The sequence below is a fragment of the Georgenia sunbinii genome, assembly GCF_036421875.1.
Lineage (GTDB): Bacteria > Actinomycetota > Actinomycetes > Actinomycetales > Actinomycetaceae > Georgenia_B > Georgenia_B sunbinii.
The window spans coordinates 645,121-667,331 of the sequence record NZ_JAZGOL010000002.1 but is presented as its reverse complement, the minus strand read 5'-3'; the positions used below and the strand labels follow the sequence as shown (position 1 = coordinate 667,331).

Here is a 22,211-nt window from a genome sequence, read left to right as displayed (position 1 = left end):
GGGCCACGGCAGCCGCGGCCGCTAGATGTCGTCGACGCTGCTCGCGTCAGGACGGCGGGAGAGGTCGATGCCGAGCTCGTCAGCAGCTCGGTAGACCTCCTCGTCGGCGTCGCGCAGCTCGATGGCGTTGCCCTCCGCGTCGAGCGCCTCGACGTTCAGGCACAGCGACTGCATCTCCTTGATGAGCACCTTGAAGGACTCGGGGATGCCGGGCTCGGGGATGTTCTCGCCCTTGACGATGGCCTCGTAGACCTTCACGCGCCCGGGGATGTCGTCCGACTTGATGGTCAGCAGCTCCTGCAGCGCGTACGCGGCGCCGTAGGCCTCCAGGGCCCACACCTCCATCTCACCGAAGCGCTGGCCACCGAACTGTGCCTTACCACCCAGCGGCTGCTGGGTGATCATCGAGTACGGGCCGGTGGAGCGCGCGTGGATCTTGTCGTCCACGAGGTGGTGGAGCTTGAGGATGTACATGTAGCCGACCGCGACGTCCTCGGGGAACGGCTCGCCGGAGCGGCCGTCGAACAGGCGCGCCTTGCCGTCGGTGCCGACCATCCGCTCGCCGTCGCGGTTGGGGATGGTGGTCCCCAGCAGCCCGGTGAGCTCCTGCTCGTGGATGCCGTCGAAGACCGGCGTGGCGACCGGTGTGCCCGGCTCTCCCTTGAGGGAACCCTCGGGCAGGTTGTCGGTCCACTCCCCCGGACCCGACACGGCCTCGGTGGCGTCCCAGCCCTGCTTGGCGACCCAACCGAGGTGGGTCTCGAGCACCTGACCGACGTTCATCCGGCCGGGCACGCCCAGCGGGTTGAGAATGATGTCGACCGCAGTGCCGTCCTCGAGGAACGGCATGTCCTCGACCGGCAGGATCTTGGCGATGACGCCCTTGTTGCCGTGACGGCCGGCGAGCTTGTCACCGTCGGTGATCTTGCGTCGCTGGGCGATGTACACCCGAACCATCTGGTTGACGCCGGCGGGCAGCTCGTCGTCCTCGTCGGCGTTGAACTCCTGCACGCCGATGACCGTGCCCGACTCACCGTGAGGAACCTTGAGCGAGGTGTCGCGCACCTCACGGGCCTTCTCACCGAAGATCGCACGCAGCAGGCGCTCCTCGCTGGTGAGCTCGGTCTCCCCCTTCGGAGTGACCTTGCCCACGAGGATGTCGCCGGCAGTGACCTCGGCGCCGATCCGGATGATGCCGCGCTCGTCGAGGTCCGCGAGGACCTCTTCGGAGACGTTCGGGATGTCCCGGGTGATCTCCTCGGCGCCCAGCTTGGTGTCGCGGGCGTCGACCTCGTGCTCCTCGACGTGGATCGAGGTGAGGACGTCGTCGGCCACGAGGCGCTGCGACAGGATCATCGCGTCCTCGTAGTTGTAGCCCTCCCACGACATGAACGCGACGAGCAGGTTCTTGCCGAGCGCGAGCTCGCCCTCGTCGGTCGCCGGACCGTCAGCCAGTGCAGAGCCGATCTCGACGCGATCGCCCTCGTCGACCAGCACGCGCTGGTTGTAGGCGGTGCCCTGGTTGGAGCGGCGGAACTTCGCGACGCGGTAGAGCTGGTTCGAGCCGTCGTCGGCCACGACGTGGATGGCGTCGGCCGAGACCTCGGAGACGACACCGGCCTTGTCGGCCGTGATGACGTCGCCGGCGTCGACGGCAGCGCGCCGCTCCATCCCGGTGCCCACGAGCGGGGCCTCGCTGCGCACCAGCGGGACCGCCTGGCGCTGCATGTTGGCGCCCATGAGCGCACGGTTGGCGTCGTCGTGCTCGAGGAACGGGATCATCGCGGTGGCGACGGAGACCATCTGCCGGGCCGAGACGTCCATGTAGTCGATGTCCTCGTGCGCGACCTGCGCGACCTCGCCGCCGCCGCCGCGGGTGCGGACGAGCACCGTGGTCTCGGCGAAGCTGCCGTCATCGGCCAGCTTGGCGTTCGCCTGGGCGATGGTGTGGCGGTCCTCGTCGTCAGCGGTGAGGTAGTCGACCTCGTCGGTCACCTGGCCGTCGACGACGCGACGGTAGGGGGTCTCGATGAAGCCGAACGGGTTGATCCGCGCGAAGGTGGCGAGCGAGCCGATGAGGCCGATGTTCGGGCCCTCAGGGGTCTCGATCGGGCACATCCGGCCGTAGTGCGACGGGTGGACGTCGCGGACCTCCATGCTCGCCCGGTCACGGGAGAGCCCGCCCGGGCCGAGGGCCGAGAGGCGGCGCTTGTGCGTCAGTCCGGCCAGCGGGTTGTTCTGGTCCATGAACTGCGACAGCTGGGAGGTGCCGAAGAACTCCTTGATGGAGGCGACGACCGGGCGGATGTTGATCAGCGTCTGCGGCGTGATCGCCTCGACGTCCTGCGTGGTCATCCGCTCGCGCACGACCCGCTCCATCCGGGACAGGCCGGTACGGACCTGGTTCTGGATGAGCTCGCCGACCGCACGGATGCGGCGGTTGCCGAAGTGGTCGATGTCGTCGACCTCGACGCGCACGGTGACCTGCTCGCCGTCACGCTCGAAGGTGTACTCCGTCTCGCCCTTGTGGAGCGCGAGGATGTAGCGGACCGCGGCCTTGATGTCGTCGACGCCGAGCACCGAGTCGCTCAGGTCACCCGTGGTGCCGAGCTTCTTGTTGATCTTGTAGCGACCGACCTTCGCGAGGTCGTACCGCTTGGCGTTGAAGTAGTAGTTGTCGAGGAGGTTACGACCGGCCTCGACCGTCGGCGGCTCGCCCGGGCGCACCTTGCGGTAGATGTCGAGCAGCGCCTCGTCCTGCGTGGTGACGGTGTCCTTCTCGAGGGTCTCGAGCAGCACCGGGTAGTCCGCGTACTCCTCGCGGATCTCCGACTCGGTCATCCCCAGCGCGCGCAGGAAGACAGTGATCGACTGCTTGCGCTTGCGGTCGATACGGATGCCGACGGCGTCGCGCTTGTCGATCTCGAACTCGAGCCAGGCGCCGCGCGACGGGATGATCTTCGTGGTGAAGACGTCCTTGTCGGAGGTCTTGTCCGGCGTCTGCTCGAAGTAGACGCCCGGGGAGCGCACCAGCTGGGAGACGACGACGCGCTCGGTGCCGTTGACGATGAACGTGCCGCGCTCGGTCATCAGCGGGAAGTCACCCATGAAGACCGTCTGCGACTTGATCTCGCCGGTCTCGTAGTTGATGAACTCCGCGGTGACGAACAGCGGCGCCGCGTAGGTGAAGTCCTTCTCCTTGCACTCCTCGGCCGTGTACTTCGGCGGCTCGAAGCGGTGGTCCTTGAAGGAGAGCGACATCGACTGGCCGAAGTCCTCGATGGGCGAGATCTCGGCGAAGATCTCCTCGAGGCCGGAGACCTGCGGCACGTTCGTGTCGCCGGCCTCCACGGCAGCTGCGACGCGCTCGCGCCACTTGGGGTTGCCGAGCAGCCAGTCGAAGTTGTCGGTCTGCAGACCGAGCAGGTCCGGGGCCTGGAGCGGCTCATGGATCTTGGCGAACGAGACCCGGCGTGACGCGATCCGGGTGGCGATGTCTTCAGCGGTGGGAACTAGCGGGGTGCGCGAGGCAGCCAAAGGGGGTCCTTCCCTGCGAATGGGTTGCACACTGCGCTTCCGGTACGAGACGCGACGCCGGTGGGGCACCCACGCAGGCAGGCGGGTGATCTGGCGTCGGGCAGGCAGGAGTCAGCGCAAAGAATGAGCATACACAGGCGCCTGGGACAAGTCCAACGCACCGTCGCGTGGGCAACCACCGCACGCGCTGTGGCGGGCGGCTCGCGGCCCACCATACGTCATAGACGGCGGGCGGTGGAAGCAGGCGCCACCAACGTCTTCGGCGTGCTTCACCGGCGCAGCCGCCACGAGGGCCCGATCCGGTGGTGTGGCGCGGATCTCGCGCACGTGGCGCCGGCGCGGCCGCACCGGCGACGCNCACAGCTCGCCCCGGACGCTCCGAGGAGCGTCCGGGCCGAGTGAGCGGGCAGTGCCGCCGTTGCCGCAGTGGGCGGTACTACTTGATCTCGACGGTGGCGCCGGCGCCCTCGAGGGCCTCCTTGGCCTTGTCGGCCGCGTCCTTGTCGACACCCTCGAGCACGGCCTTGGGGGCCGAGTCAACGAGGTCCTTGGCCTCCTTGAGGCCCAGGCTGGTGAGCGCACGGACCTCCTTGATGACCTGGATCTTCTTGTCACCGATGGCCGCGAGGACGACGTCGAACTCCGACTTCTCCTCCTCGGCCTCAGCGGCGCCGCCACCGGCAGCAGCCGGTGCAGCAGCGGCGACCGGAGCGGCGGCGGTGACCTCGAAGGTCTCCTCGAACTCCTTCACGAACTCGGAGAGCTCGATGAGGGTGAGCTCCTTGAAAGCCTCGATCAGCTCGGCGGTGGTGAGCTTCGCCATGGTGGCGTTCCTTCCTACGTTGGTCTGCCCTGCGTTACCTACGCAGAGAGCAGGGGGTGGGGATCCGTTCCGGCGCCTCAGGCGTCGGCGGCCTGCTTCTCGCGCAGGGCCTCGATGGTGCGCGCAGCCTGGGTGGCCGGCGCGGTGAACATGTACGCAGCCTGGAACAGCGCTGCCTTGAACGCGCCAGCAGCCTTGCCCAGCAGCACCTCGCGGCTCTCGATGTCGGCGAGCTTGCCGACGTCCGAGGCCGAGAGCGTGGCCCCCTCGAGGACACCGCCCTTGATGATGAGCTGCGGGTTGGCCTTGGCGAAGTCGCGAAGACCCTTGGCCGCCTCGGACGGTTCACCCGTCACGAAGGCGATCGCCGTCGGGCCGGAGAGCTGATCCTCGATGTCGAGGCCCGCCTCCCTGGCCGCGATGGTGGTCAGCGTGTTCTTCACCACGGCATAGCTGGCGTTCGCAGCGAGCGAGCGTCGCAGCTCCTTGAGCTGACCGACGCTGAGCCCGCGGTACTCGGTGAGCATGACGGCGCTCGACTCACGAAGCTGCTTCGTGAGCTCGGCGACCGTTGCCACCTTGTCAGGCCTCGCCATGGCCCTCCTTCCGATCGTGCCGCCGGTCGATTCCTCCGCCGTGAGCAACAAAAAGAGCCCCGCGCAGGAAGCACGGGGCTCACGATCAGATCGAGAACTCGTCACTCACCTGCGCTGGCTCCGCTGTTCGCGGACTTGGCCCCGTCATGGCGACGGGCGACCTGCGGTCTTGGGCAGCAGCCAGGATAGCGGGTGACGTGGCCCAGCACCAAACCCGCAGGGCCGCTCCGGCCGCTCTGTGCCGAGGCTCACTCCGCCGGGAGATGCCGATCGCCCCCGGCCGTGGTGGCCGGGGGCGATCAGGACGTGGGTTGCGGCTGGGCCGCGGGGCTCAGCTCTCGCCGAGGAAGTTCCGGGTCAACGAGGCGTCCAGCGGGACGCCCGGGCCCATCGTCGTGGCCATGGTGGCCTTGGAGATGTAGCGCCCCTTGGAAGAGGCCGGCTTGAGCCGCAGCACCTCGTCCAGCGCGGCGGCGTAGTTCTCGACCAGCTGCTCGTCGGTGAACGAGACCTTGCCGATGATGAAGTGCAGGTTGGAGTTCTTGTCGACGCGAAACTCGATCCGCCCGCCCTTGATCTCCGAGACGGCCTTCGCGACATCCATGGTCACGGTGCCGGTCTTCGGGTTCGGCATGAGGCCACGGGGACCGAGCACGCGGCCGAGGCGGCCGACCTTGCCCATGAGGTCCGGCGTGGCGACAGCGGCATCGAAGTCGGTGTAGCCCGCGGCGACCTTCTCGATGAGCTCGTCGCCACCGACCTCGTCGGCGCCAGCGGCCTCGGCCTGGGCGGCCCGGTCACCAGTGGCGAAGACGAGCACACGGGCGGTCTTGCCGGTGCCGTGCGGCAGGCTGACGGTGCCGCGCACCATCTGGTCGGCCTTGCGGGGGTCGACGCCGAGCCGGAACGCGACCTCGACGGTCGAGTCGAACTTGGTCGACGCGCCGGACTTGGCCAGCTGCACCGCGGCGAGCGGGGCGTAAACCTCCGAGCGGTCGATCTGCTCGTCGGCCTTGTTGTAGTTCTTGCTACGCGTGGTCATGCTGCTTCTCCTCGAGTAGAGCAGTTGTGGTCTGCGGGTCCGCGCGGACCCTGCCACTGGCACCTGGGTGCCGGGAACGGGTGGACGCCGGGTGGCGCCCGGGGTCAGTCAGAGACCGTGATGCCCATCGAGCGGGCGGTGCCGGCGATGATCTTCGCCGCGGCGTCGACATCGTTGGCGTTGAGGTCGACCATCTTGGACTCGGCGATCTCGCGGACCTGAGCCCCGGTGAGCGACGCGACCTTGTCGGTGTGCGGGGTGCCGGACCCCTTGGCGACGCCGGCGGCCTTCTTGATCAGCTCAGCGGCGGGCGGGGTCTTGGTGATGAAGGTGAAGGAGCGGTCCTCGTAGACCGTGATCTCCACCGGCACGACGTTGCCGCGCTGCGACTCGGTCGCGGCGTTGTACGCCTTGCAGAACTCCATGATGTTGACGCCGTGCTGACCGAGCGCGGGGCCGATCGGCGGCGCGGGGGTCGCGGCACCGGCCTGGATCTGGAGCTTGATCAGGCCTGCGACCTTCTTCTTGGGGGGCATATCGGGTCCTTCGGTTCCTGGGCACCGGTGACCGCCGGCACCCGACTAACGGGCCGGCGCAGCGATGGCGTGCGCCGGTGGTGCGTTCCTCAGATCTTGGCGACCTGCGAGAACGACAGCTCGACCGGGGTCTCCCGGCCGAAGATCGACACGAGCACCTGGAGCTTCTGCGACTCGGGGGTGATCTCGGAGATGGTCGCCGGCAGCGTCTCGAACGGGCCGTCGGTGACGGTGACCGACTCGCCCACGGTGAACTCGACCTCGATCGGCGTGGCCGGTGCGGCGCCACCGCGGCTCTCGGACCCGGGAGTCTCCTTGACGGCGAGCGTCGGCGCGAGCATCGAGAAGACCTCGTCCTCCGTCAGCGGCACCGGGGAGTGGGTGTGGCCGACGAACCCGGTGACCCCGGGGGTGTGGCGCACGGCGCCCCACGACTCGTCGGTCAGGTCCATCCGCACGAGCACGTAGCCCGGGATACGGACCCGGTTGACGACCTTGCGCTGAGCGTTCTTGATCTCGACGACGTCCTCCATCGGGACCTCGACGCCGTAGATGTAGTCCTCCATGTTCAGGCTCTGGATGCGGTTCTCCAGGTTGGCCTTCACACGCTTCTCGTAGCCCGCGTAGGAGTGGATGACGTACCACTCGCCCGGCAGGACCCGCAGCTCGCGCCGGAACTCCTCCTCCGGGTCGACGGGCTCCTCGACGGTCTCCTCGACCTCGACCTCGTCGGTCTGCTCGACCTCGGCAGCCTCGGCGGCGGCCTGCTCGGCCGCCTGCGTCTCATCGGTCTGCTCGATGGCCTCTTCCGAGACCGTGGGCTGGTCAGTCTCCTCAGCCACGGGTCACCAACTTTCTGGGTCGTAATTCAGTGTTCAGTGCGTGCGAGGGCTCAGGCGCCGAAGACGAGGTCCACGAGCGCCTTGATGCCGAGGTCGATGACCCCGACATAGGCCATGATCGCGAGCACGAACACAATGACCACGACAAAGAACGTGAACAGCTCGGAGCGGGTCGGGCGAACGACCTTCTTCAGCTCGCCGATCACCTGCTTGACGAACAGCACGATCCTCGCGAAGAGGCCACGCTTCTTGGTCCCGCCGGACTTGGCCGACCGGCCTGCGCGCTCGGGGCTGCCCGATGTCGCGCTCGCGGACTCGCTCACTAGGTTTTCCTCACTGCTCTCGGGTGATCACGGGCGTCGAGATTCGACGCCGTTCTGCAGGGCAGGAGGGACTCGAACCCACAACCGCCGGTTTTGGAGACCGGTGCGCTACCAATTGCGCCACTGCCCTTCGGGGATCTTGCCCGCCTGGCCCACGTGCGCCACCCCTGGATGAGCGGGAGAGCACGGTCGAGCCTGGCGGATGTCAACCACCAGTCGTCGAGTGTACGCCTCAGCGCGCGCTGGGTCGAACTCGGCGGCCTGTGGCGGTCCACACGGGTGCACCGTCGCTGTTCGGCCACGGTGCACCGTGACACCATAGGCCCTGTGAGCGAATCAACGACTCCCCGCCCCAATCCCTCCGCGACCCGGGTCTCTGCCCGGCTGGCTGCGATCTCCGAGTCGGCGACGCTGGCGGTGGACGCGAAGGCCAAGGCCCTCAAGGCTGCCGGCCGCCCGGTCATCGGCTTCGGCGCCGGCGAGCCCGACTTCCCGACGCCGGGATACATCGTCGACGCCGCCATCGCCGCGGCCGCCGACCCCGTCAACCACCGCTACTCCCCCGCCAAGGGGCTGCCGGTGCTGCGCGAGGCCATCGCTGCCAAGACGCTGCGTGACTCCGGCTACGCCGTCGACCCGAACGCGGTGCTCGTGACCAACGGCGGCAAGCAGGCCGTCTACCAGGCGTTCGCGGCGATCATCGACCCCGGCGACGAGGTGCTGCTGCCCGCCCCGTACTGGACCACCTACCCCGAGGCCATCGCGCTGGCCGGCGGCTCCGCCGTCGAGGTGTTCGCCGGCAGCGACCAGGACTACCTCGTGACGGTCGAGCAGCTCGAGGCGGCCCGCACGCCGCGGACCAAGGTGCTGCTGTTCTGCTCGCCGTCCAACCCCACCGGCGCCGTCTACTCCGCCGAGCAGACCGAGGCGATCGGCCGTTGGGCGCTGGAGCACGGCATCTGGGTCATCACCGACGAGATCTACGAGCACCTCGTCTACGACGACGCCGTGTTCACCCCGATCCAGCGCGTCGTGCCCGAGCTCGTCGACACCTCGATCGTGCTCAACGGCGTGGCCAAGACCTATGCGATGACCGGCTGGCGGGTCGGCTGGATGATCGGCCCCGCCGACGTCATCAAGGCCGCCACCAACCTGCAGTCCCACCTGACCTCGAACGTCGCGAACGTCTCCCAGCGGGCGGCGCTCGCCGCGGTCGCCGGTGACCTCTCCGCGGTGGACACCATGCGCGCCGCCTTCGACGAGCGCCGGCAGACCATGGTCGCGATGCTGCGGGAGATCGACGGCGTCAGCGTCCCGACCCCGCGGGGGGCGTTCTACGCCTACCCGAACGTCGAGGGTCTGCTCGGCCGGACCTTCGCCGGCCGGACGCCGACGACGTCGGCCGAGCTGGCGGCACTCATCCTCGAGGAGGCGGAGGTCGCGGTGGTGCCCGGTGAGGCCTTCGGCCCCAGCGGCTACCTGCGACTGAGCTACGCGCTGGGCATGGACGACCTCGTCGAGGGGCTCGGCCGGATCCAGCGCCTCCTCGGCTGAGGTCACGACCAAACGCGGACGACGACGGCGCCACCCGGGCGCCGTCGTCGTCCGCGTTCTCATGCTGCTGTCATGATCGGCGTCGATACTGGTTGGCGTGAGTACACGGCGACGCTTTCGACTGACGGTCCGCGACCGCATCCTCGCGGCCGTGCTCGTCATGACGGCGCTGGCGCTGATCGCCTCCGGCGGCACCGCCTGGTACTTCCAGCGGGAACGGGTGGACAACTCGATCGACGTCGAGCTGCGGCAGACCATCGCCGAGCTCAACACGCTCGCGACGACCGGTATCGACCCCGAGACTGGCGAGCCGTTCGTCGATGCCGACCGGCTGCTCCACACGATGATGAGCCGCAAGGCCCCTGGCACCACCGAGGGCATGATCGCCTTCGTCGGCGATCACCTGCGCTTCGAGACGGCGGATATCGGCCTGCCGCTCGCCGACGACCCTGAGTTCGTCGCCGAGGTAGCCGGTACCTGGCAACAGGACCGGAGCTGGCTCAAGTCGGTCACCACGCCGGTGGCGGAGTACCGGTACGCCGCCATCCCCGTGCAGGTGGGCGACACGCCCCCGGGCGCGCTCGTCGTTGCTCACGACCGCGGCCTGGAGCAGGGCGCGCTGACCAGCACCTTCGTCACCTACGGCATCGTCGCCGGCGGTGCGCTGCTGGTGCTGGCCGTCGTCGGGTGGGTGATCGCCGGCCGGTTGCTGCGGCCGCTGCGCGCGCTGCGGGAGACCGCCGAGCAGATCACCGACTCGGACCTGTCGCGCCGGATCCCGGCCGACGGCGACGACGACATCTCCGACCTCGCGCGCACCTTCAACGACATGCTCACCCGGCTGGAGATCTCCTTCAGCTCCCAGCGCCGGCTGCTGGACGACGCCGGCCACGAGCTGCGCACCCCCATCACCATCGTCCGCGGCCACCTCGAGCTGATGGACCCCAGCGACCCGCAGGACGCGGCCGCCACCCGGGAGCTGACGCTGAGCGAGCTGGACCGGATGCACCGGCTCGCCGACGACCTCGTCATGCTCGCCAAGGCCGATGCCCCCGGCTTCGTGCAGCCGGTGCGCACCGAGGTGGGGACCCTCCTCGACAACGTGCTCGACCAGGCCCGCCGGCTCGGGCCGCGGCGCTGGCGGATCAACGAGCGGGTGGAGGCCACCGCGAACCTCGACCCGCAGCGCATCACCCAGGCGATGCTCCAGCTCGCCGCCAACGCAGTGAAGTTCTCCCCGGCCGGCTCAACCGTCACCATCGGCTCCCGGATCGAGGACGGCACGCTCGCCCTGTGGGTCCGTGACGAGGGCACCGGGATCCCGGTCGACGAGCAGGCAACCATCTTCGAGCGGTTCACCCGCGGCACCACGGCGTCCGGGTCGCAGATCGAGGGCTCCGGCCTCGGGCTGTCCATCGTGGCCGCCATCACCGAGAGCCACGGCGGGCAGGTCCGGGTCGACTCCGCGCCGGGGCTCGGCGCGCGGTTCACGCTGTGGCTGCCGGCCAGCGACGCCGAGCTGGACGAGTCCCCCGACGACGAGATCGTCGTCGACGACGATAACCTCGAGATCGCCGGGACCACGCCTGCCGTCGACGCCGGCTCCGCCCCGCACACCGGCGCCGCCCGTGGCGCCCACCGAACCGACGAGGGAGCCCCCTAGGCATGTCGCAAATTCTTATCGCCGAGGACGAGATCGGCATCTCCTCGTTCATCACCAAGGGGCTGCGAGCCGCCGGCTACGCGTCCACCGCGGTGACCACCGGGCGCGAGGCACTGGTCCTCGCCCAGGGCGGCGACTTCCAGCTGCTCGTGCTCGACATCGGCTTGCCCGACATCGACGGCTTCTCGGTACTGCGCCGGCTCCGGGAGATCGGGTCCACCATGCCGGTCATCATCCTCACCGCCCGCAGCTCGGTCGACGACACCGTCGCCGGCCTCGAGGGCGGCGCCGACGACTACATGCCCAAACCGTTCCGCTTCGAGGAGCTGCTCGCCCGCATCCGGCTGCGGCTGCGCGTGGAGAGCAGCGGCACCGCCACCACGGTGCTCTCGCACGGCGACCTCAGCCTCGACCTGCGCACCCGCCACGCCACCGTCGCCGGCGTCGAGGTCGAGCTCTCGTCCCGGGAGTTCGGGCTGGCGGAGACCTTCCTGGCCCACCCCGGGCAGGTCCTCAGCCGCGAACAGCTGCTCGACCGGGTGTGGGGCTACGACTTCGACCCCGGCTCGAACGTCGTCGACGTCTACGTGCGCTACCTGCGCAAAAAGATCGGCGCCGAACGGATCGTCACGGTCCGCGGCATGGGCTACCGGCTGGTCGACACCACCCGCTGACGCAGCACCGCCCTCGCGCCCCGGTGCGGCACGACGCGACGACCGGCACGCGGTGTGTCCACGTGCCGGTCGTCGCGTCATGCTCGAAAGCGCCCGGTGCCGCGGGCTCTGCCGGTCAGTCCGCCGAGTCGGCGGAGGCCGGGCTGTTCGGGCTGTTCGGCGTGTTGGGGCTGTCAGGGGTGTTCGGGCTGGCCGGCGACGGCGGGCTCGGCGGGCTGGCCGGCGAGGCGGGGCTGTCGGGGGTGTTCGGGCTGGCCGGCGAGGCCGGGCTCGCGGGGCTGTTCGGGCTGTTCGGGCTCTGCGGGCTCTGCGCGCTGGCCGGGCTGTTGGGGGTGTTGGGCGAGACCGCCGTCTTCGCCGAGATCGCACTCTTCGCCGACATCGCCGTCTGCGCGGTGACCGACGATCCCGCACTGATCGAGGCGGGGTCAGTTGCCCGGGCATCGGCGGTCGGCGTGGCGCTGGCAGCGGTGCGCTCGCTCTCCGTGGCCGCCTGCTGCGCGTGGGCGTCGATGTTCACCCCGGGGCCACCGCTGGTGCTGTCGTCCCCGGCCATCGCCGACGTCAGCGAGCCGGCAGCGATCGCCGCCACGCCCAGTGCACCGGTCACGACCCACGACTTACGAACGCTCATCAGTTTCTCCCTCGTCTGCTGCCCGCTCCTGCGGACCTCGTCAATACCCTTGAGTCAACCCGCTGCAGGTGAGACGGCGAGGAGTCGGTGATGAGGGCGGTCTCATCGTCAGTCGGCGGAGTCGGCGGACTCCGGCGAGTCGGGCGAGTCGGGTGAGTCCGCGGACACCGGGGTCTGCGCGCTCACCGGGCTCGGCGCAGAGACTCGGGTGGTGGTGCTCGCGGACTGCTTCGGTGCGGGCTTGGCCGTCTGCTGGGCGCGGGGCGCCGCCTGCTGGGTGCGTGCCGGCGCCGGCGCCGGCGCCTCGGCGCTCGGCGAGGGCTGCGGGGCGGCGCTCGGGCTCGCCGTCGGCGCGCTGGGCGCCGTCGGCGGGACCGGTGCCTCGGTGGCCGCGGGGCTCGGCGAGGGACTCTCGCCGTCGCCCGAGTCGATGGTGGTGACACCCGACCCCGTGCTTGCGGCAGCGCTCTCGACGATGACGCCCGGCTGCTCCTGCGCCGACGGCGGCTGGGAGAGAGCGGCGGTTGCCATGCCGGCACCGGCCAGGCCCATGACACCGAGCACCCCGGTGGCGATCCACGTACGTCGCGGGTTCATCTGTCCTCCAGTATCGGTGTGCCGCGCATCGTGCCGGCATCAACCCTCATGCCATCACTGGCAGATGAGACGACCAGGAGGGTCAGATGAGAGGCCTCTCATCTGCGCTGGTCAGCTGCCGACCGCCCGCAGCCACCGCTCGGCCTCGGCCAGCCGTCCCTCGGCGTCACGCCGCCAGCCGTCACCGCCACCACGCTTGGCGCCGGCGACGAGCGACAGCACCACCCCGGCGGCGCGGGCCCGCAGCGCGCCGGGGTCGACGAGCCGCTCGCACAGCGCGGTCCAGGTGGCGAGGGTCGCCGGCACCCCGGGGTAGGTCGACGGTGCCAGGTGGGGCAGCACGCTCACGTGGGCGAGCAGGCACGCGAGATCGTCGACGCGGCGTCCCGGCCCGACGGCGTCGACGTCGAGCACGGCACTGACGTCGAGGTCGGTCATCAGCAGGTTCGCCTCGTAGAGGTCACCGTGGCTGGGCACCAGCGGCCCAGGGTCGGTGGCCTCGAGCGCCGCGGTGACTCCCTCAGCGAGCCGGGCGATCCGCTCGCCGTGCTCGGGCAGCACCACGCTGGCGGCGTGCCCGTAGTGGCCGGCCCGCTCGGACCAGGCCTGCCGACGCGGCAGGTCGAGCACCGCCGCCGGCAGCTGGTCCAGCGCGGCGACGACGTTCTCCAGCACTTGGGTGGCCTGCTGCTCGTCCAGCCCCGCCGCGAGGAGGTTCGCCAGCGAGGTGCCGCGCCCCGCCCCGAGGACGACGAGCCCGCCCTCCTCGGCGTGCAGCACCCGGGGCGCGGGCACCCCGGCGTCGGTGAGGACCCGGTGCCTGGCGACGAAGTCGTCGAACACCCGCGGCCGCACCACCTTGACGAACACCTCGCCGTCGGGCACCTGCTCGCCGCGCACCCGCAGCACGGCACGGCGCAGCGGCCGGTAGGCCAGCAGGTCCACCTCCGGCCTCGTCGACAGCCCGAGCCGGTCGGCCAGCTGGTCCGGGGAGCACGCGGCGCCGAGCGCCGGCAGCTCCGGGTCGGCCGGGTGGCGCCACACGTGGATGACCGTCGAGCCGCTCTCCAGGCGCACCAGCCCGGCGCCGGCAGCGGCGGTGAGCCGCGCCGTCGTCGCGCAGAGGTAGTCCTCCGGGCCGTCGGGCGCCGCGCGCACCGTGTAGCCGACGGTGACGCCCGCACCGGGGCGGTGGTGGACGGTGTGCACCCGCCACTGCCCCAGCTCGTGACCGTCGACCGCGAGCGCCGCCTGCAGGATCTCACCCGCCTCCGGGCCGGTGAGCAGGCCGACATCGGCCCGCTCGATCTGCGACAGCGCCTCGTCCATGGCCCCAGTCCATCACGTCTGCGCGGCGACCGACCGCCGAAGGCATGGCAGACTCGCGGCGTGCGGGACCTCTCAACACTGCCCAAGACCCATCTGCATCTTCACTTCACGGGGTCGATGCGCCCGAGCACGCTCGCCGACCTCGCCGACGAGGCCGGGGTCCGGCTGCCACCGGCGCTGCTCGACGGCGTGGCGTTGCGGGTGCCGGCCAGTGAGCGCGGCTGGTTCCGGTTCCAGCGGCTGTACGACTCGGCGCGCGCCGTCGTCCGCGGCGAGTCCGCGATGCGCCGCATCGTGCGGGAGGCCGCCGAGGACGACGCGGCCGAAGGCTCCCGCCGGCTGGAGATCCAGGTCGATCCGACCTCCTACGCCCCCTTCGTCGGTGGGCTCACCCCCGCGCTGGAGATCGTCCTCGACGAGGCGCGTGAGTCGAGCCGTGCCACCGGCGTGGAGGTCGGCGTCATCGTCGCCGGCTCCCGCACCCGCCACCCGCTGGACGCCCGCACGCTGGCGCGGCTCGCGGTCAAGCACTCCGGTGACGGGCCCGGGGAGGTCGTCGGGTTCGGGCTGAGCAACGACGAGCGGCGCGGCACCACCAGCGACTGGGCCGGGGCGTTCTCGATCGCCCGCCGCGCCGGCCTGGCGAGCGTGCCGCACGGCGGCGAGCTGCTGGGGCCCGACCACGTCCGTGACGTCCTCGCCCACCTCGGTCCTACCCGGCTCGGCCACGGCGTCAGGCTCGCGGAGGACCTCGACCTGCTCGCGAAGGTGGTCGACGCCGGCATCTCGTTGGAGGTGGCACCGGCGAGCAACGTCGCGCTCGGGGTGTACCCCACCGCCGCTGACGTGCCGCTGCGTGCCCTGGTCGACTCCGGGGCGCAGATCGCGCTCAGCGCCGACGACCCGCTGCTGTTCGTCGACCGCCTCGTCGACCAGTACGCCATCGCGCGTGACGAGCACGGGCTCGACGACGCCGCCCTGGCGGAGCTGGCGCGTGGCTCGGTCCGGGCGAGCCTCGCCGGCGACGGGTCGAAGCGCCAGTGGCTCGGCGAGATCGACGCCTGGCTCGCGGCTCCCGGCTGACTGTGCCGGCCGCCGGGCCGGCTGACCGGACCGGCTGAGCGTCGGCGTCGCTCGAGCTCGAGGTCGCTAGAGCTCGAGGCCGACGAGGACGGGTTCGGGGACGAGCTCGACCCCGAACCGGTCGCGGACCCCGTCGCGGACAGTGCGGGCCAGCGCCAGCAGGTCCGCGGCCGAGGCGGCGCCGCGGTTCGTCAGCGCCAGCACGTGCTTCGTCGACAGCGACGCCCGCCGCGGGTCGCCGTGGCCACGCTCGAAGCCGGCCTGGGAGATGAGCCACGCCGCGGAGGTCTTCACCAGGCCGGGCACTACCGGCGCGGCGCCCCCGATCTGGCCGATCTTGGTGTGGTCCTCGACCGGGAAGCGGGGGGCGTCCGGGGGCAGCTGCTCGGCAGCCTGCTGCTCGGTGAGCACGGGGTTGGTGAAGAACGACCCGGCCGACCACGTGTCGTGGTCGGCGTCGTCGAGCACCATGCCCTTGCCGCCGCGCAGCCCGAGCACCGCCTCGCGCACCTCTCGCTGCGGCACGCGGGTCCCCAGCTCGACGTCGAGCACCCGCGCCAGCTCGGCGTAGCGCACCGGTGCGGACAGCGAGGCCAGCCGCAGCTGGAAGGTCACCGCCAGCACGACGTACCGGCCGGTGGGGCCCCAGGGGCGGCCATGAGCGTCGGTCGTCTCCGTGCGGGAGCGCTTGAGGATGCTCGTGCGATAGCCCAGACCGAGCTCACCGACGGCCAGCGTCCGCACCCGGCGGTCCAGCCGGTCGTAGAGCCGGACCATGGCCAGCGTCTCGGCCACCTCCTGGCCGTAGGCGCCGACGTTCTGCACGGGTGTGGCCCCGGTCGAGCCGGGGATGCCCGACAGCGCCTCCAGGCCCGTCCAGTCCTCGGCCACCGCGGTGGCGACCACCTCGTCCCACGGCTGCCCGGCGGGCACTGTGATGGAGGCACCGGCGCACGCCCCCTCCGAGCCGCCGCTGATCCCGCGCCGCAGGTCCCGCAGGACGACGCCGTCGAAGGCGTCGTCCGAGGCGAGCAGGTTGGAGCCGCCCCCGAGCACCAGCAGCGGCGCGCCATCGGCGTCGGCCGCCGCGACGGCGTCGATCAGGTCCTGCTCGGTCTCGGCCTCGACGAGGCTCGCCGTCGGCCCTCCGACGCGCAGGGTGGTCAGCTGAGCCAGCGTCGTGGCGTCGACGGCGGCAGCGGGCCGCGGGTCGCGGGCGTCGGTGGGGGGCGTGCTCACCGGACCAATCTAACCGGGCGGCGACGACCTGGGTGCGCGCCGGCCGGCACCGCGCTGGGTCAGCCCGCCGGTCGCGCCGGTCGCGCTGCCGCCGGCCGTGCCACGCCGCTGAGGCAGAAGCCGACGACGAGCGGGACGGCGATCGCCAGCAGCGCGTGGCGATACCCCACGTGGTCGGCGAGCAGCCCGAGCAGCGGCGGTCCGGTGAGGAACGCGGTGTACCCGACGGTCGAGACCACCGAGACCCGCATCGCCGCCTTGAGCGGCTCGTCGCCGGCGGCGCTCATCCCCACCGGGAAGCCGAGGGCCGCGCCGAGGCCCCACAGCACCGCGCCGGCGAGCGAGAGCCACAGCCACGGGGAGAGCCCGAACAGCAGCAGGCCGCACAGGGCGAGCACGGTGGTGCCCCGCAGCACGAGCACCCGGCCGAACCGGGCGAGCAGCCGCTCCCCCGCCAGCCGCATGAGGGTCATCGCGGTCACGAACACCCCGAAGCCGACCGCACCGACGGCGTCGGACGTACCGAAGCCGTCGACGACGCTCAGCGCCAGCCAGTCGTTGGCGGCGCCCTCGGTGAGCGCGAAGGCGAGCACCATGACGCCGAGCAGCACGGTGCGCCCCTCCCGCCAGCCGCCGAGCGCCGCGGCGAGCTGCCGGCGCCGACCGTGGCCGGCCGCCGTTGTGGCCGGGGCGAACGGCAGGAACCCGCGGACGGCGACCGCCACCCCCAGCGCGACGACGAGGGCGACGACGGCGAGGTGGACGGTCACCGGTACGTGCCCGAGCGCGGTCAGTGCCCCCACGCCCGCGCCGGCCACCGTGCCCATCGAGAAGGCAGCGTGGAACCGCGGCATGATCTGGCGCTCGACGACGTGCTCGACGGCGCCGCCCTCGAGGTTCATCGCCACGTCCCAGCCGGCAACCCCCACCATCGCGAGGAGCAGCCCGGCAGCGAGCACGCCCACGATGCCGGCGTGCAGCCCGAGGACCATGACGCCGAAGCCCGCGGCGGACACCGTGCTCGCACCGAGCACCGTGCGGGCGGTGCCGAACCGCTGGGCGACGCCGCCGGTGAGCGGCAGCGCGAGCAGCGAGCCGGCGGAGCCGATGAGCAGCAGCAGCCCCATCTGGCCCGGCCCCAGCCCGAGCAGGTCTCGTACGGCCGGCAGCCGGGAGACCCAGTTGGCGAAGAGGAAGCCGTTGAGCGCGAAGGTGACCAGGACCGCGACCGTCGCGCGGCGGCCGATACCCGGGGCTCGCGCCCCGGTCACCGCCGTCGGACCCGGGCCTGCGCCTTGGCCAGCACGCTCTTGCCCGCCACGGTGACGGTCAGGTCTACCCGCACCACGCCGTCGTCGTCGAGCGCGCCGACCTTGCCCCGGACCTCGACATCGACGCTGCCCGGGTCGGGCACGACGATCGGGCGGGTGAAGCGCACGCCGTAGTCGACGACGGCGCCCGGGTCGCCCGCCCAGTCGGCGACAGCGGCCGCCGCAAGCCCCATGGTGGCCATGCCGTGGGCGATGACCCCGTCGAGGCCGACCTCGCGGGCGAAGCGCTCGTTGTAGTGGATCGGGTTGAAGTCCCCGGAGGCGCCCGCGTAGCGGACCAGCCGGGCACGGTCGATCGGGTAGGTCCGGGCGAACAGCTCCTCACCCACGGTGAGCTCGTCGCGGGCCATCAGCGTCCCTCTCCGCGTACGGCCAGCGTGGACCGGACGGTGGCGACCGGCTCACCGGCCTCGTCGGCGATCTCGGCGCGGGTGGCAACCATCGCGATCCCGGCCCGCTCGGTCAACGAGTCGACGTGCACCGTGGTGCGCAGCCGGTCCCCCGCGATGATCGGGCGGTGGTGGGTGAACCGCTCCTCGGCGTGGACGACGCGAGAGAAGTCGATACCCGACTCCGGGTCGGCGATGTAGGCCTGCTCAGCCCGCTGCGCCAGCACCACCGCGAAGGTCGGGGGCGCGACGACGTCGTCGTAGCCCAACGCCCTCGCCGCGGCGGGGTCGGTGTGCGCGGGATGCTCGCTGCCGGTCGCCGCGGCCATCTCGGCGATCTTCGCGGCGCTGACCCGGTAGGTCTCGCTCGGGGAAAAAACACGCCCCACGAGCGTCAGGTTGACGCTGGTGGGGCGGGGGGCGTTGTCAGTCACCTGACAAGCCTAGGCCAGGAGACCGATCAGCGGGTCTCGCGGTGGACCGTGTGAGCGTTGTCGCGCGGGCAGAACTTCTTCATCTCGAGCCGGTCGGGGTTGTTCCGACGGTTCTTCTTGGTGATGTAGTTGCGCTCCTTGCACTGCTCGCAGGCGAGCGTGATCTTGGGGCGAACGTCGCTTGACTTGCTGGCCACGTGTTTCCTCGCGTTCATCGGGGCACCGGAACCCGGAGCCGTAGTCGTTCAGTAGCGGGGGCGGGACTTGAACCCGCGACACCACGATTATGAGCCGTGTGCTCTAACCACCTGAGCTACCCCGCCATGATCCTCCGCCATGGACGGCTCGCCACACTACCGTGACGGACGACGCGACGTCGATCTGAGCCCCGAAAGGGAATCGAACCCTTGACCTTCTCCTTACCATGGAGACGCTCTGCCGACTGAGCTATCGGGGCAACGCCGACGAGCCTACCCGCTCCTGGCCGCCCGGAGGAAATCGGTCCGACGTGGCCTTCGTCACCACTGCGCGCAGCGGCGTGCCGGAGGCCGGAGACACGAGCGGCCCGCCACCTCAGGTGACGGGCCGGTCCGTGGCGAGTGAAGGATTCGAACCTTCGTAGCTTGCGCGGCTGATTTACAGTCAGCTCCCTTTGGCCGCTCGGGCAACCCGCCGTATGGTCCATGAAGGACGCGGATGGAAGAATACCAACCAGACGCGAGTGGACCTAACCGGGCACTGTCGGCATTCTCACACCGGCCGACCGGCCCCGCACCCCGACCCTAGGAGCACCCATGGCAGCCGACTCGTCCTTCGACGTCGTGAGCAAGATCGACCGGCAGGAAGTCGACAACGCCCTCAACCAGGCCTCCAAGGAGATCGCCCAGCGCTACGACTTCAAGGGGGTCGGCGGGTCGATCGAGTGGAGCGGCGAGGACGCCATCGTCATGACGGCCAACTCCGACGAGCGGGTACTGGCGATCCTCGACGTGCTGCAGACCAAGCTCATCCGCCGGGGTGTGTCCCTCAAGGCGCTGGACACCGGCGAGAACGAGCCGCAGGCCTCGGGCAAGGAGTACCGGCTCGTGGGGACCCTCAAGGAGGGCCTGAGCTCGGAGAACGCGAAGAAGATCACCAAGCTCATCCGCGACGAAGGCCCCAAGGGCGTCAAGACCCAGATCACCGGGGACGAGGTGCGCGTGTCCTCCAAGAAGCGCGACGACCTCCAGGAGATCATCGCGCTGCTCAAGGGCGCCGAGGACATCGACGCCGCCCTGCAGTTCATCAACTACCGCTGAGGCTGCGGGGCCGGCCGCTCAGCGGCGGTAGCCAGCCATCGTCTCGAGGCGGGCGATGCGGTCGGCCATCGGCGGGTGGGTGGCGAACATCCGTGCCACCTTCGAGCCGCGGAACGGGTTGGCGATCATCATGTGCGAGACGCCCTCGAGCTTCGGCTCCGGGGCGAGCGGCGCCGCGACGGTGCCGCGCTCGAGCTTCGCCAGTGCCGAGGCCAGCGCCATCGGGTCGCCGGTGAGCAGCGCGCCGTCCTCGTCGGCGTCGTACTCCCGGGTCCGGGAGATCGCCACCTGGATGAGCGAGGCCGCGATCGGCGCCAGCAGCGCGACCGCGATCATCGCCAGCGGGTTGCCCTGACGGCCTCGGCCGCCGCCGAAGAACAGCAGGAACTGCGCCACCGATGTGATGAGGCCGGCGACCGCCGCGGCCACCGACGACGTGAGGATGTCGCGGTTGTACACGTGCATGAGCTCGTGACCCAGGACCCCGCGCAGCTCACGCTCGTCGAGGATCTGCAGGATGCCGGCGGTGCAGCACACCGCGGCGTTGCGCGGGTTGCGGCCGGTGGCGAAGGCGTTCGGCTGCGCCGTCGGGGAGATGTACAGGCGCGGCATCGGCTGGTGCGCCGTCGTCGACAGCTCGCGGACGATCCGGTACATCGCCGGGGCCTCCGCCTCGGACACCGGCCGGGCGCCCATCGCACGGATCGCGATCTTGTCCGAGTTCCAGTAGCTGTAAGCGGTCGTGGCGAGCCCGATGAGGGCGAACACCCAGATGAACCCACCGGAGCCGGTGCTGTTGGCGATGAGGGCGCCGATACCGAGCAGGACGACCCACAGCACCCCGAAGAGTGCCGCCGTCTTCACCCCGTTGAAGTGTCGTCTACCAGCGCCCACCGGTTACTGCTCCTCGCCTCGACTCACCGAGGTCATCTCCTCGCGGGGGACGACCTTGACGCGCTCGCGTCCCTCGGCCTCACCCAGTGAACGCTCGTAGGCGTCCAGCAGTTCCCAGCCGGACCAGGACGTCAGCCGCGAGTGGCGCTCCTCGAGCGCGGCGAGCAGCCCGTCCGGGGACCCAGGCACCCGGCCGGCGACGAGGCCTTCGGCGACGTCTGTCACGAGGTGGCCGATGGTCTGCTGGGCGTCGGACTTGGTCGAGCCGATGAGGCCGACGGGCCCGCGCTTGATCCAGCCGGTCGCGTACAGCCCGGGGATCCGCTCGCCGTCCTCGTCCAGCACCCGGCCCTCGTCGTTGGGCACGACCCCGCCGACGGCGTCGAACGGCACGCCGGGGATCGGCGAGCTGAAGTAGCCGACGGCGCGGTAGACGGCCTGCACCGGCGTCTCCACGATCTCCCCGGTCCCCCGTGCCGTGCCGTCGCCGACGAGCTCGGTGCGCTCGGTACGGATGGCCGTGACGGCGTCGTCCCCGACGATCTCCACCGGCCGGTGGAGGAAGTGCAGGTGGATGCGGCGGGAGGCGGTCAGCTCCTCGGGATCGCGCAGCGTCCAGTCGGTGAGGGTCTTGACGACCTGCTTGGTCTGGTTGGTCGACCGGATGGCCGCCATCGAGCCCTCGTCGAACTCGAAGTCCTCCGGGTAGACGACGACGTCGACGTCGGGCACCTTGCCGAGCTCACGCAGCTCCAGCGGGGTGAACTTCACCTGCGCGGGGCCACGCCGGCCGAAGATGTGGACGTCGGTCACCGGGCTCTGCCGCAGGCCTTCGACGACGTTGGCGGGGACGTCGGTGGGCAGCAGGTCCTCGACGTGCTTGGCCAGGATGCGCGCGACGTCCAGGGCGACGTTGCCGACGCCGAGCACCGCGACGCTGCTGGCCTCCAGCGGCCAGCTCCGCGGTACATCGGGGTGGCCGTCGTACCACGAGACGAAGTCGGCCGCGCCGTAGCTGCCGGGCAGGTCGATGCCCGGGATCGGCAGCGGCGCGTCGGTGTCCGCGCCGGTGGAGATGACGACGGCGTCGTAGTGCTCGCGCATCTCCTCGATGGTCACGTCGGTACCGACGTCGACGTTGCCGACGAAGCGGATGTCACCGCGCGCGAGGATCTTCTGCAGCGCGACGATGATCTGCTTGATCCGCGGGTGGTCCGGGGCGACGCCGTAGCGCACCAGGCCGAACGGCACCGGGAGACGCTCGATGAGGTCGATCGACACGTCGAGGTCGGTCTTCGACAGGATGTCGGCGGCGTAGATGCCGGCGGGGCCGGCGCCGATGATCGCGACGCGCAGCGGGGAGGAGCTGGTCACAAAGCCTCGTCTGGTCAGG

22 protein-coding genes and 4 tRNA genes are annotated in these 22,211 nt (G+C 70.8%); 6 read left to right on the top strand and 20 right to left on the bottom strand.

Features of this window, described 5'->3' with window-relative positions; genetic code table 11:
* Nucleotides 1–21: 21 nt before the first annotated feature.
* The 8 genes from rpoB to V2J52_RS07410 all read right to left on the bottom strand — a co-directional run bounded on the left by rpoB (nucleotide 22) and on the right by V2J52_RS07410 (nucleotide 7,829).
* Nucleotides 22–3,537 carry a DNA-directed RNA polymerase subunit beta gene (rpoB, locus tag V2J52_RS07445; RefSeq protein ID WP_331227031.1) on the bottom strand — a complete coding sequence of 1,172 codons (3,516 nt, stop codon included), beginning with the start codon at nucleotides 3,535–3,537 and terminating at the stop codon, nucleotides 22–24.
* Nucleotides 3,538–3,973: 436 nt separating this feature from the next.
* Nucleotides 3,974–4,360 carry a 50S ribosomal protein L7/L12 gene (rplL, locus tag V2J52_RS07440; RefSeq protein ID WP_331227030.1) on the bottom strand — a complete coding sequence of 129 codons (387 nt, stop codon included), beginning with the start codon at nucleotides 4,358–4,360 and terminating at the stop codon, nucleotides 3,974–3,976.
* A 77-nt stretch (nucleotides 4,361–4,437) separates the two neighbouring features.
* Nucleotides 4,438–4,956: a 50S ribosomal protein L10 gene (gene rplJ, locus V2J52_RS07435; RefSeq protein ID WP_331227029.1), complete on the bottom strand. Its 519-nt coding sequence runs from the start codon at nucleotides 4,954–4,956 to the stop codon at nucleotides 4,438–4,440.
* Nucleotides 4,957–5,287: 331 nt separating this feature from the next.
* Entirely contained in the window at nucleotides 5,288–5,998 is a 711-nt protein-coding gene (gene rplA, locus V2J52_RS07430) for a 50S ribosomal protein L1 (protein WP_331227028.1), read from the bottom strand.
* Between the two features lie 104 nt (nucleotides 5,999–6,102).
* Entirely contained in the window at nucleotides 6,103–6,534 is a 432-nt protein-coding gene (gene rplK / locus V2J52_RS07425) for a 50S ribosomal protein L11 (RefSeq protein ID WP_331227027.1), read from the bottom strand.
* 89 nt (nucleotides 6,535–6,623) lie between these two features.
* Entirely contained in the window at nucleotides 6,624–7,376 is a 753-nt protein-coding gene (gene nusG / locus V2J52_RS07420) for a transcription termination/antitermination protein NusG (RefSeq protein ID WP_331227026.1), read from the bottom strand.
* 50 nt (nucleotides 7,377–7,426) lie between these two features.
* Nucleotides 7,427–7,699: a preprotein translocase subunit SecE gene (gene secE, locus V2J52_RS07415; RefSeq protein ID WP_331227025.1), complete on the bottom strand. Its 273-nt coding sequence runs from the start codon at nucleotides 7,697–7,699 to the stop codon at nucleotides 7,427–7,429.
* Nucleotides 7,700–7,756: 57 nt separating this feature from the next.
* A tRNA-Trp gene (locus V2J52_RS07410) sits at nucleotides 7,757–7,829 on the bottom strand.
* A 197-nt stretch (nucleotides 7,830–8,026) separates the two neighbouring features.
* On the opposite strand from V2J52_RS07410, the gene V2J52_RS07405 reads away from it, so the two are divergent.
* The 4 genes from V2J52_RS07405 (at nucleotide 8,027) to V2J52_RS07390 (ending at nucleotide 12,315) form a co-directional block, all read left to right on the top strand.
* Nucleotides 8,027–9,253, top strand: coding sequence for a pyridoxal phosphate-dependent aminotransferase (locus tag V2J52_RS07405; protein WP_331227024.1), 1,227 nt, complete (start codon nucleotides 8,027–8,029; stop codon nucleotides 9,251–9,253).
* A 97-nt stretch (nucleotides 9,254–9,350) separates the two neighbouring features.
* Nucleotides 9,351–10,916 (top strand): sensor histidine kinase, encoded by a 1,566-nt coding sequence (locus V2J52_RS07400; RefSeq protein ID WP_331227023.1) that lies wholly within the window; start codon nucleotides 9,351–9,353, stop codon nucleotides 10,914–10,916.
* 2 nt (nucleotides 10,917–10,918) lie between these two features.
* On the top strand, nucleotides 10,919–11,590 hold the full coding sequence (locus tag V2J52_RS07395) for a response regulator transcription factor (RefSeq protein ID WP_331227022.1): 672 nt from the start codon (nucleotides 10,919–10,921) through the stop codon (nucleotides 11,588–11,590).
* Nucleotides 11,591–11,652: 62 nt separating this feature from the next.
* Nucleotides 11,653–12,315, top strand: coding sequence for a hypothetical protein (locus V2J52_RS07390; RefSeq protein ID WP_331227021.1), 663 nt, complete (start codon nucleotides 11,653–11,655; stop codon nucleotides 12,313–12,315).
* A gap of 17 nt (nucleotides 12,316–12,332) precedes the next feature.
* Here the strand turns inward: V2J52_RS07390 and V2J52_RS07385 are convergent, their stop codons facing one another.
* Nucleotides 12,333–12,821 (bottom strand): hypothetical protein, encoded by a 489-nt coding sequence (locus V2J52_RS07385; protein ID WP_331227020.1) that lies wholly within the window; start codon nucleotides 12,819–12,821, stop codon nucleotides 12,333–12,335.
* Nucleotides 12,822–12,932: 111 nt separating this feature from the next.
* Nucleotides 12,933–14,150: an aminoglycoside phosphotransferase family protein gene (locus tag V2J52_RS07380; RefSeq protein WP_331227019.1), complete on the bottom strand. Its 1,218-nt coding sequence runs from the start codon at nucleotides 14,148–14,150 to the stop codon at nucleotides 12,933–12,935.
* A 60-nt stretch (nucleotides 14,151–14,210) separates the two neighbouring features.
* On the opposite strand from V2J52_RS07380, the gene V2J52_RS07375 reads away from it, so the two are divergent.
* Nucleotides 14,211–15,233 carry an adenosine deaminase gene (locus V2J52_RS07375; RefSeq protein ID WP_331227018.1) on the top strand — a complete coding sequence of 341 codons (1,023 nt, stop codon included), beginning with the start codon at nucleotides 14,211–14,213 and terminating at the stop codon, nucleotides 15,231–15,233.
* A 66-nt stretch (nucleotides 15,234–15,299) separates the two neighbouring features.
* Here the strand turns inward: V2J52_RS07375 and V2J52_RS07370 are convergent, their stop codons facing one another.
* From V2J52_RS07370 to V2J52_RS07335, 8 genes are all read right to left on the bottom strand, one after another.
* Nucleotides 15,300–16,472, bottom strand: a complete 1,173-nt coding sequence (locus V2J52_RS07370; RefSeq protein WP_331227017.1) for a UDP-N-acetylmuramate dehydrogenase — start codon at nucleotides 16,470–16,472, stop codon at nucleotides 15,300–15,302.
* Between the two features lie 59 nt (nucleotides 16,473–16,531).
* Nucleotides 16,532–17,743 (bottom strand): MFS transporter, encoded by a 1,212-nt coding sequence (locus V2J52_RS07365; protein ID WP_331227016.1) that lies wholly within the window; start codon nucleotides 17,741–17,743, stop codon nucleotides 16,532–16,534.
* Nucleotides 17,740–18,153, bottom strand: a complete 414-nt coding sequence (locus V2J52_RS07360; protein WP_331227015.1) for a MaoC/PaaZ C-terminal domain-containing protein — start codon at nucleotides 18,151–18,153, stop codon at nucleotides 17,740–17,742. Before V2J52_RS07360 ends, V2J52_RS07365 begins: the two co-directional genes overlap by 4 nt.
* The gene (locus V2J52_RS07355; RefSeq protein ID WP_331227014.1) at nucleotides 18,153–18,626 is read right to left on the bottom strand and encodes an FAS1-like dehydratase domain-containing protein; all 474 of its coding nucleotides are present in this window, start codon (nucleotides 18,624–18,626) and stop codon (nucleotides 18,153–18,155) included. The genes V2J52_RS07360 and V2J52_RS07355 overlap by 1 nt, the downstream gene beginning before the upstream one ends.
* Nucleotides 18,627–18,652: 26 nt before the next feature.
* Nucleotides 18,653–18,841, bottom strand: a complete 189-nt coding sequence (gene rpmG, locus V2J52_RS07350) for a 50S ribosomal protein L33 (protein WP_331227013.1) — start codon at nucleotides 18,839–18,841, stop codon at nucleotides 18,653–18,655.
* A 34-nt stretch (nucleotides 18,842–18,875) separates the two neighbouring features.
* A tRNA-Met gene (locus tag V2J52_RS07345) sits at nucleotides 18,876–18,949 on the bottom strand.
* A 61-nt stretch (nucleotides 18,950–19,010) separates the two neighbouring features.
* Nucleotides 19,011–19,083, bottom strand: a tRNA-Thr gene (locus tag V2J52_RS07340).
* Between the two features lie 136 nt (nucleotides 19,084–19,219).
* Nucleotides 19,220–19,300: transfer RNA gene (locus tag V2J52_RS07335), tRNA-Tyr, on the bottom strand.
* Nucleotides 19,301–19,420: 120 nt separating this feature from the next.
* Here V2J52_RS07335 and V2J52_RS07330 point away from each other — a divergent pair.
* Nucleotides 19,421–19,924, top strand: a complete 504-nt coding sequence (locus V2J52_RS07330; protein ID WP_331227012.1) for a YajQ family cyclic di-GMP-binding protein — start codon at nucleotides 19,421–19,423, stop codon at nucleotides 19,922–19,924.
* Nucleotides 19,925–19,942: 18 nt separating this feature from the next.
* On the opposite strand, the gene htpX is transcribed toward V2J52_RS07330, so the two are convergent.
* Together htpX and V2J52_RS07320 are read right to left on the bottom strand one after the other, a co-directional pair.
* The gene (htpX, locus tag V2J52_RS07325) at nucleotides 19,943–20,818 is read right to left on the bottom strand and encodes a zinc metalloprotease HtpX (RefSeq protein ID WP_331227011.1); all 876 of its coding nucleotides are present in this window, start codon (nucleotides 20,816–20,818) and stop codon (nucleotides 19,943–19,945) included.
* Between the two features lie 3 nt (nucleotides 20,819–20,821).
* The gene (locus tag V2J52_RS07320; protein ID WP_331227010.1) at nucleotides 20,822–22,192 is read right to left on the bottom strand and encodes an FAD-dependent oxidoreductase; all 1,371 of its coding nucleotides are present in this window, start codon (nucleotides 22,190–22,192) and stop codon (nucleotides 20,822–20,824) included.
* Nucleotides 22,193–22,211: the final 19 nt, after the last annotated feature.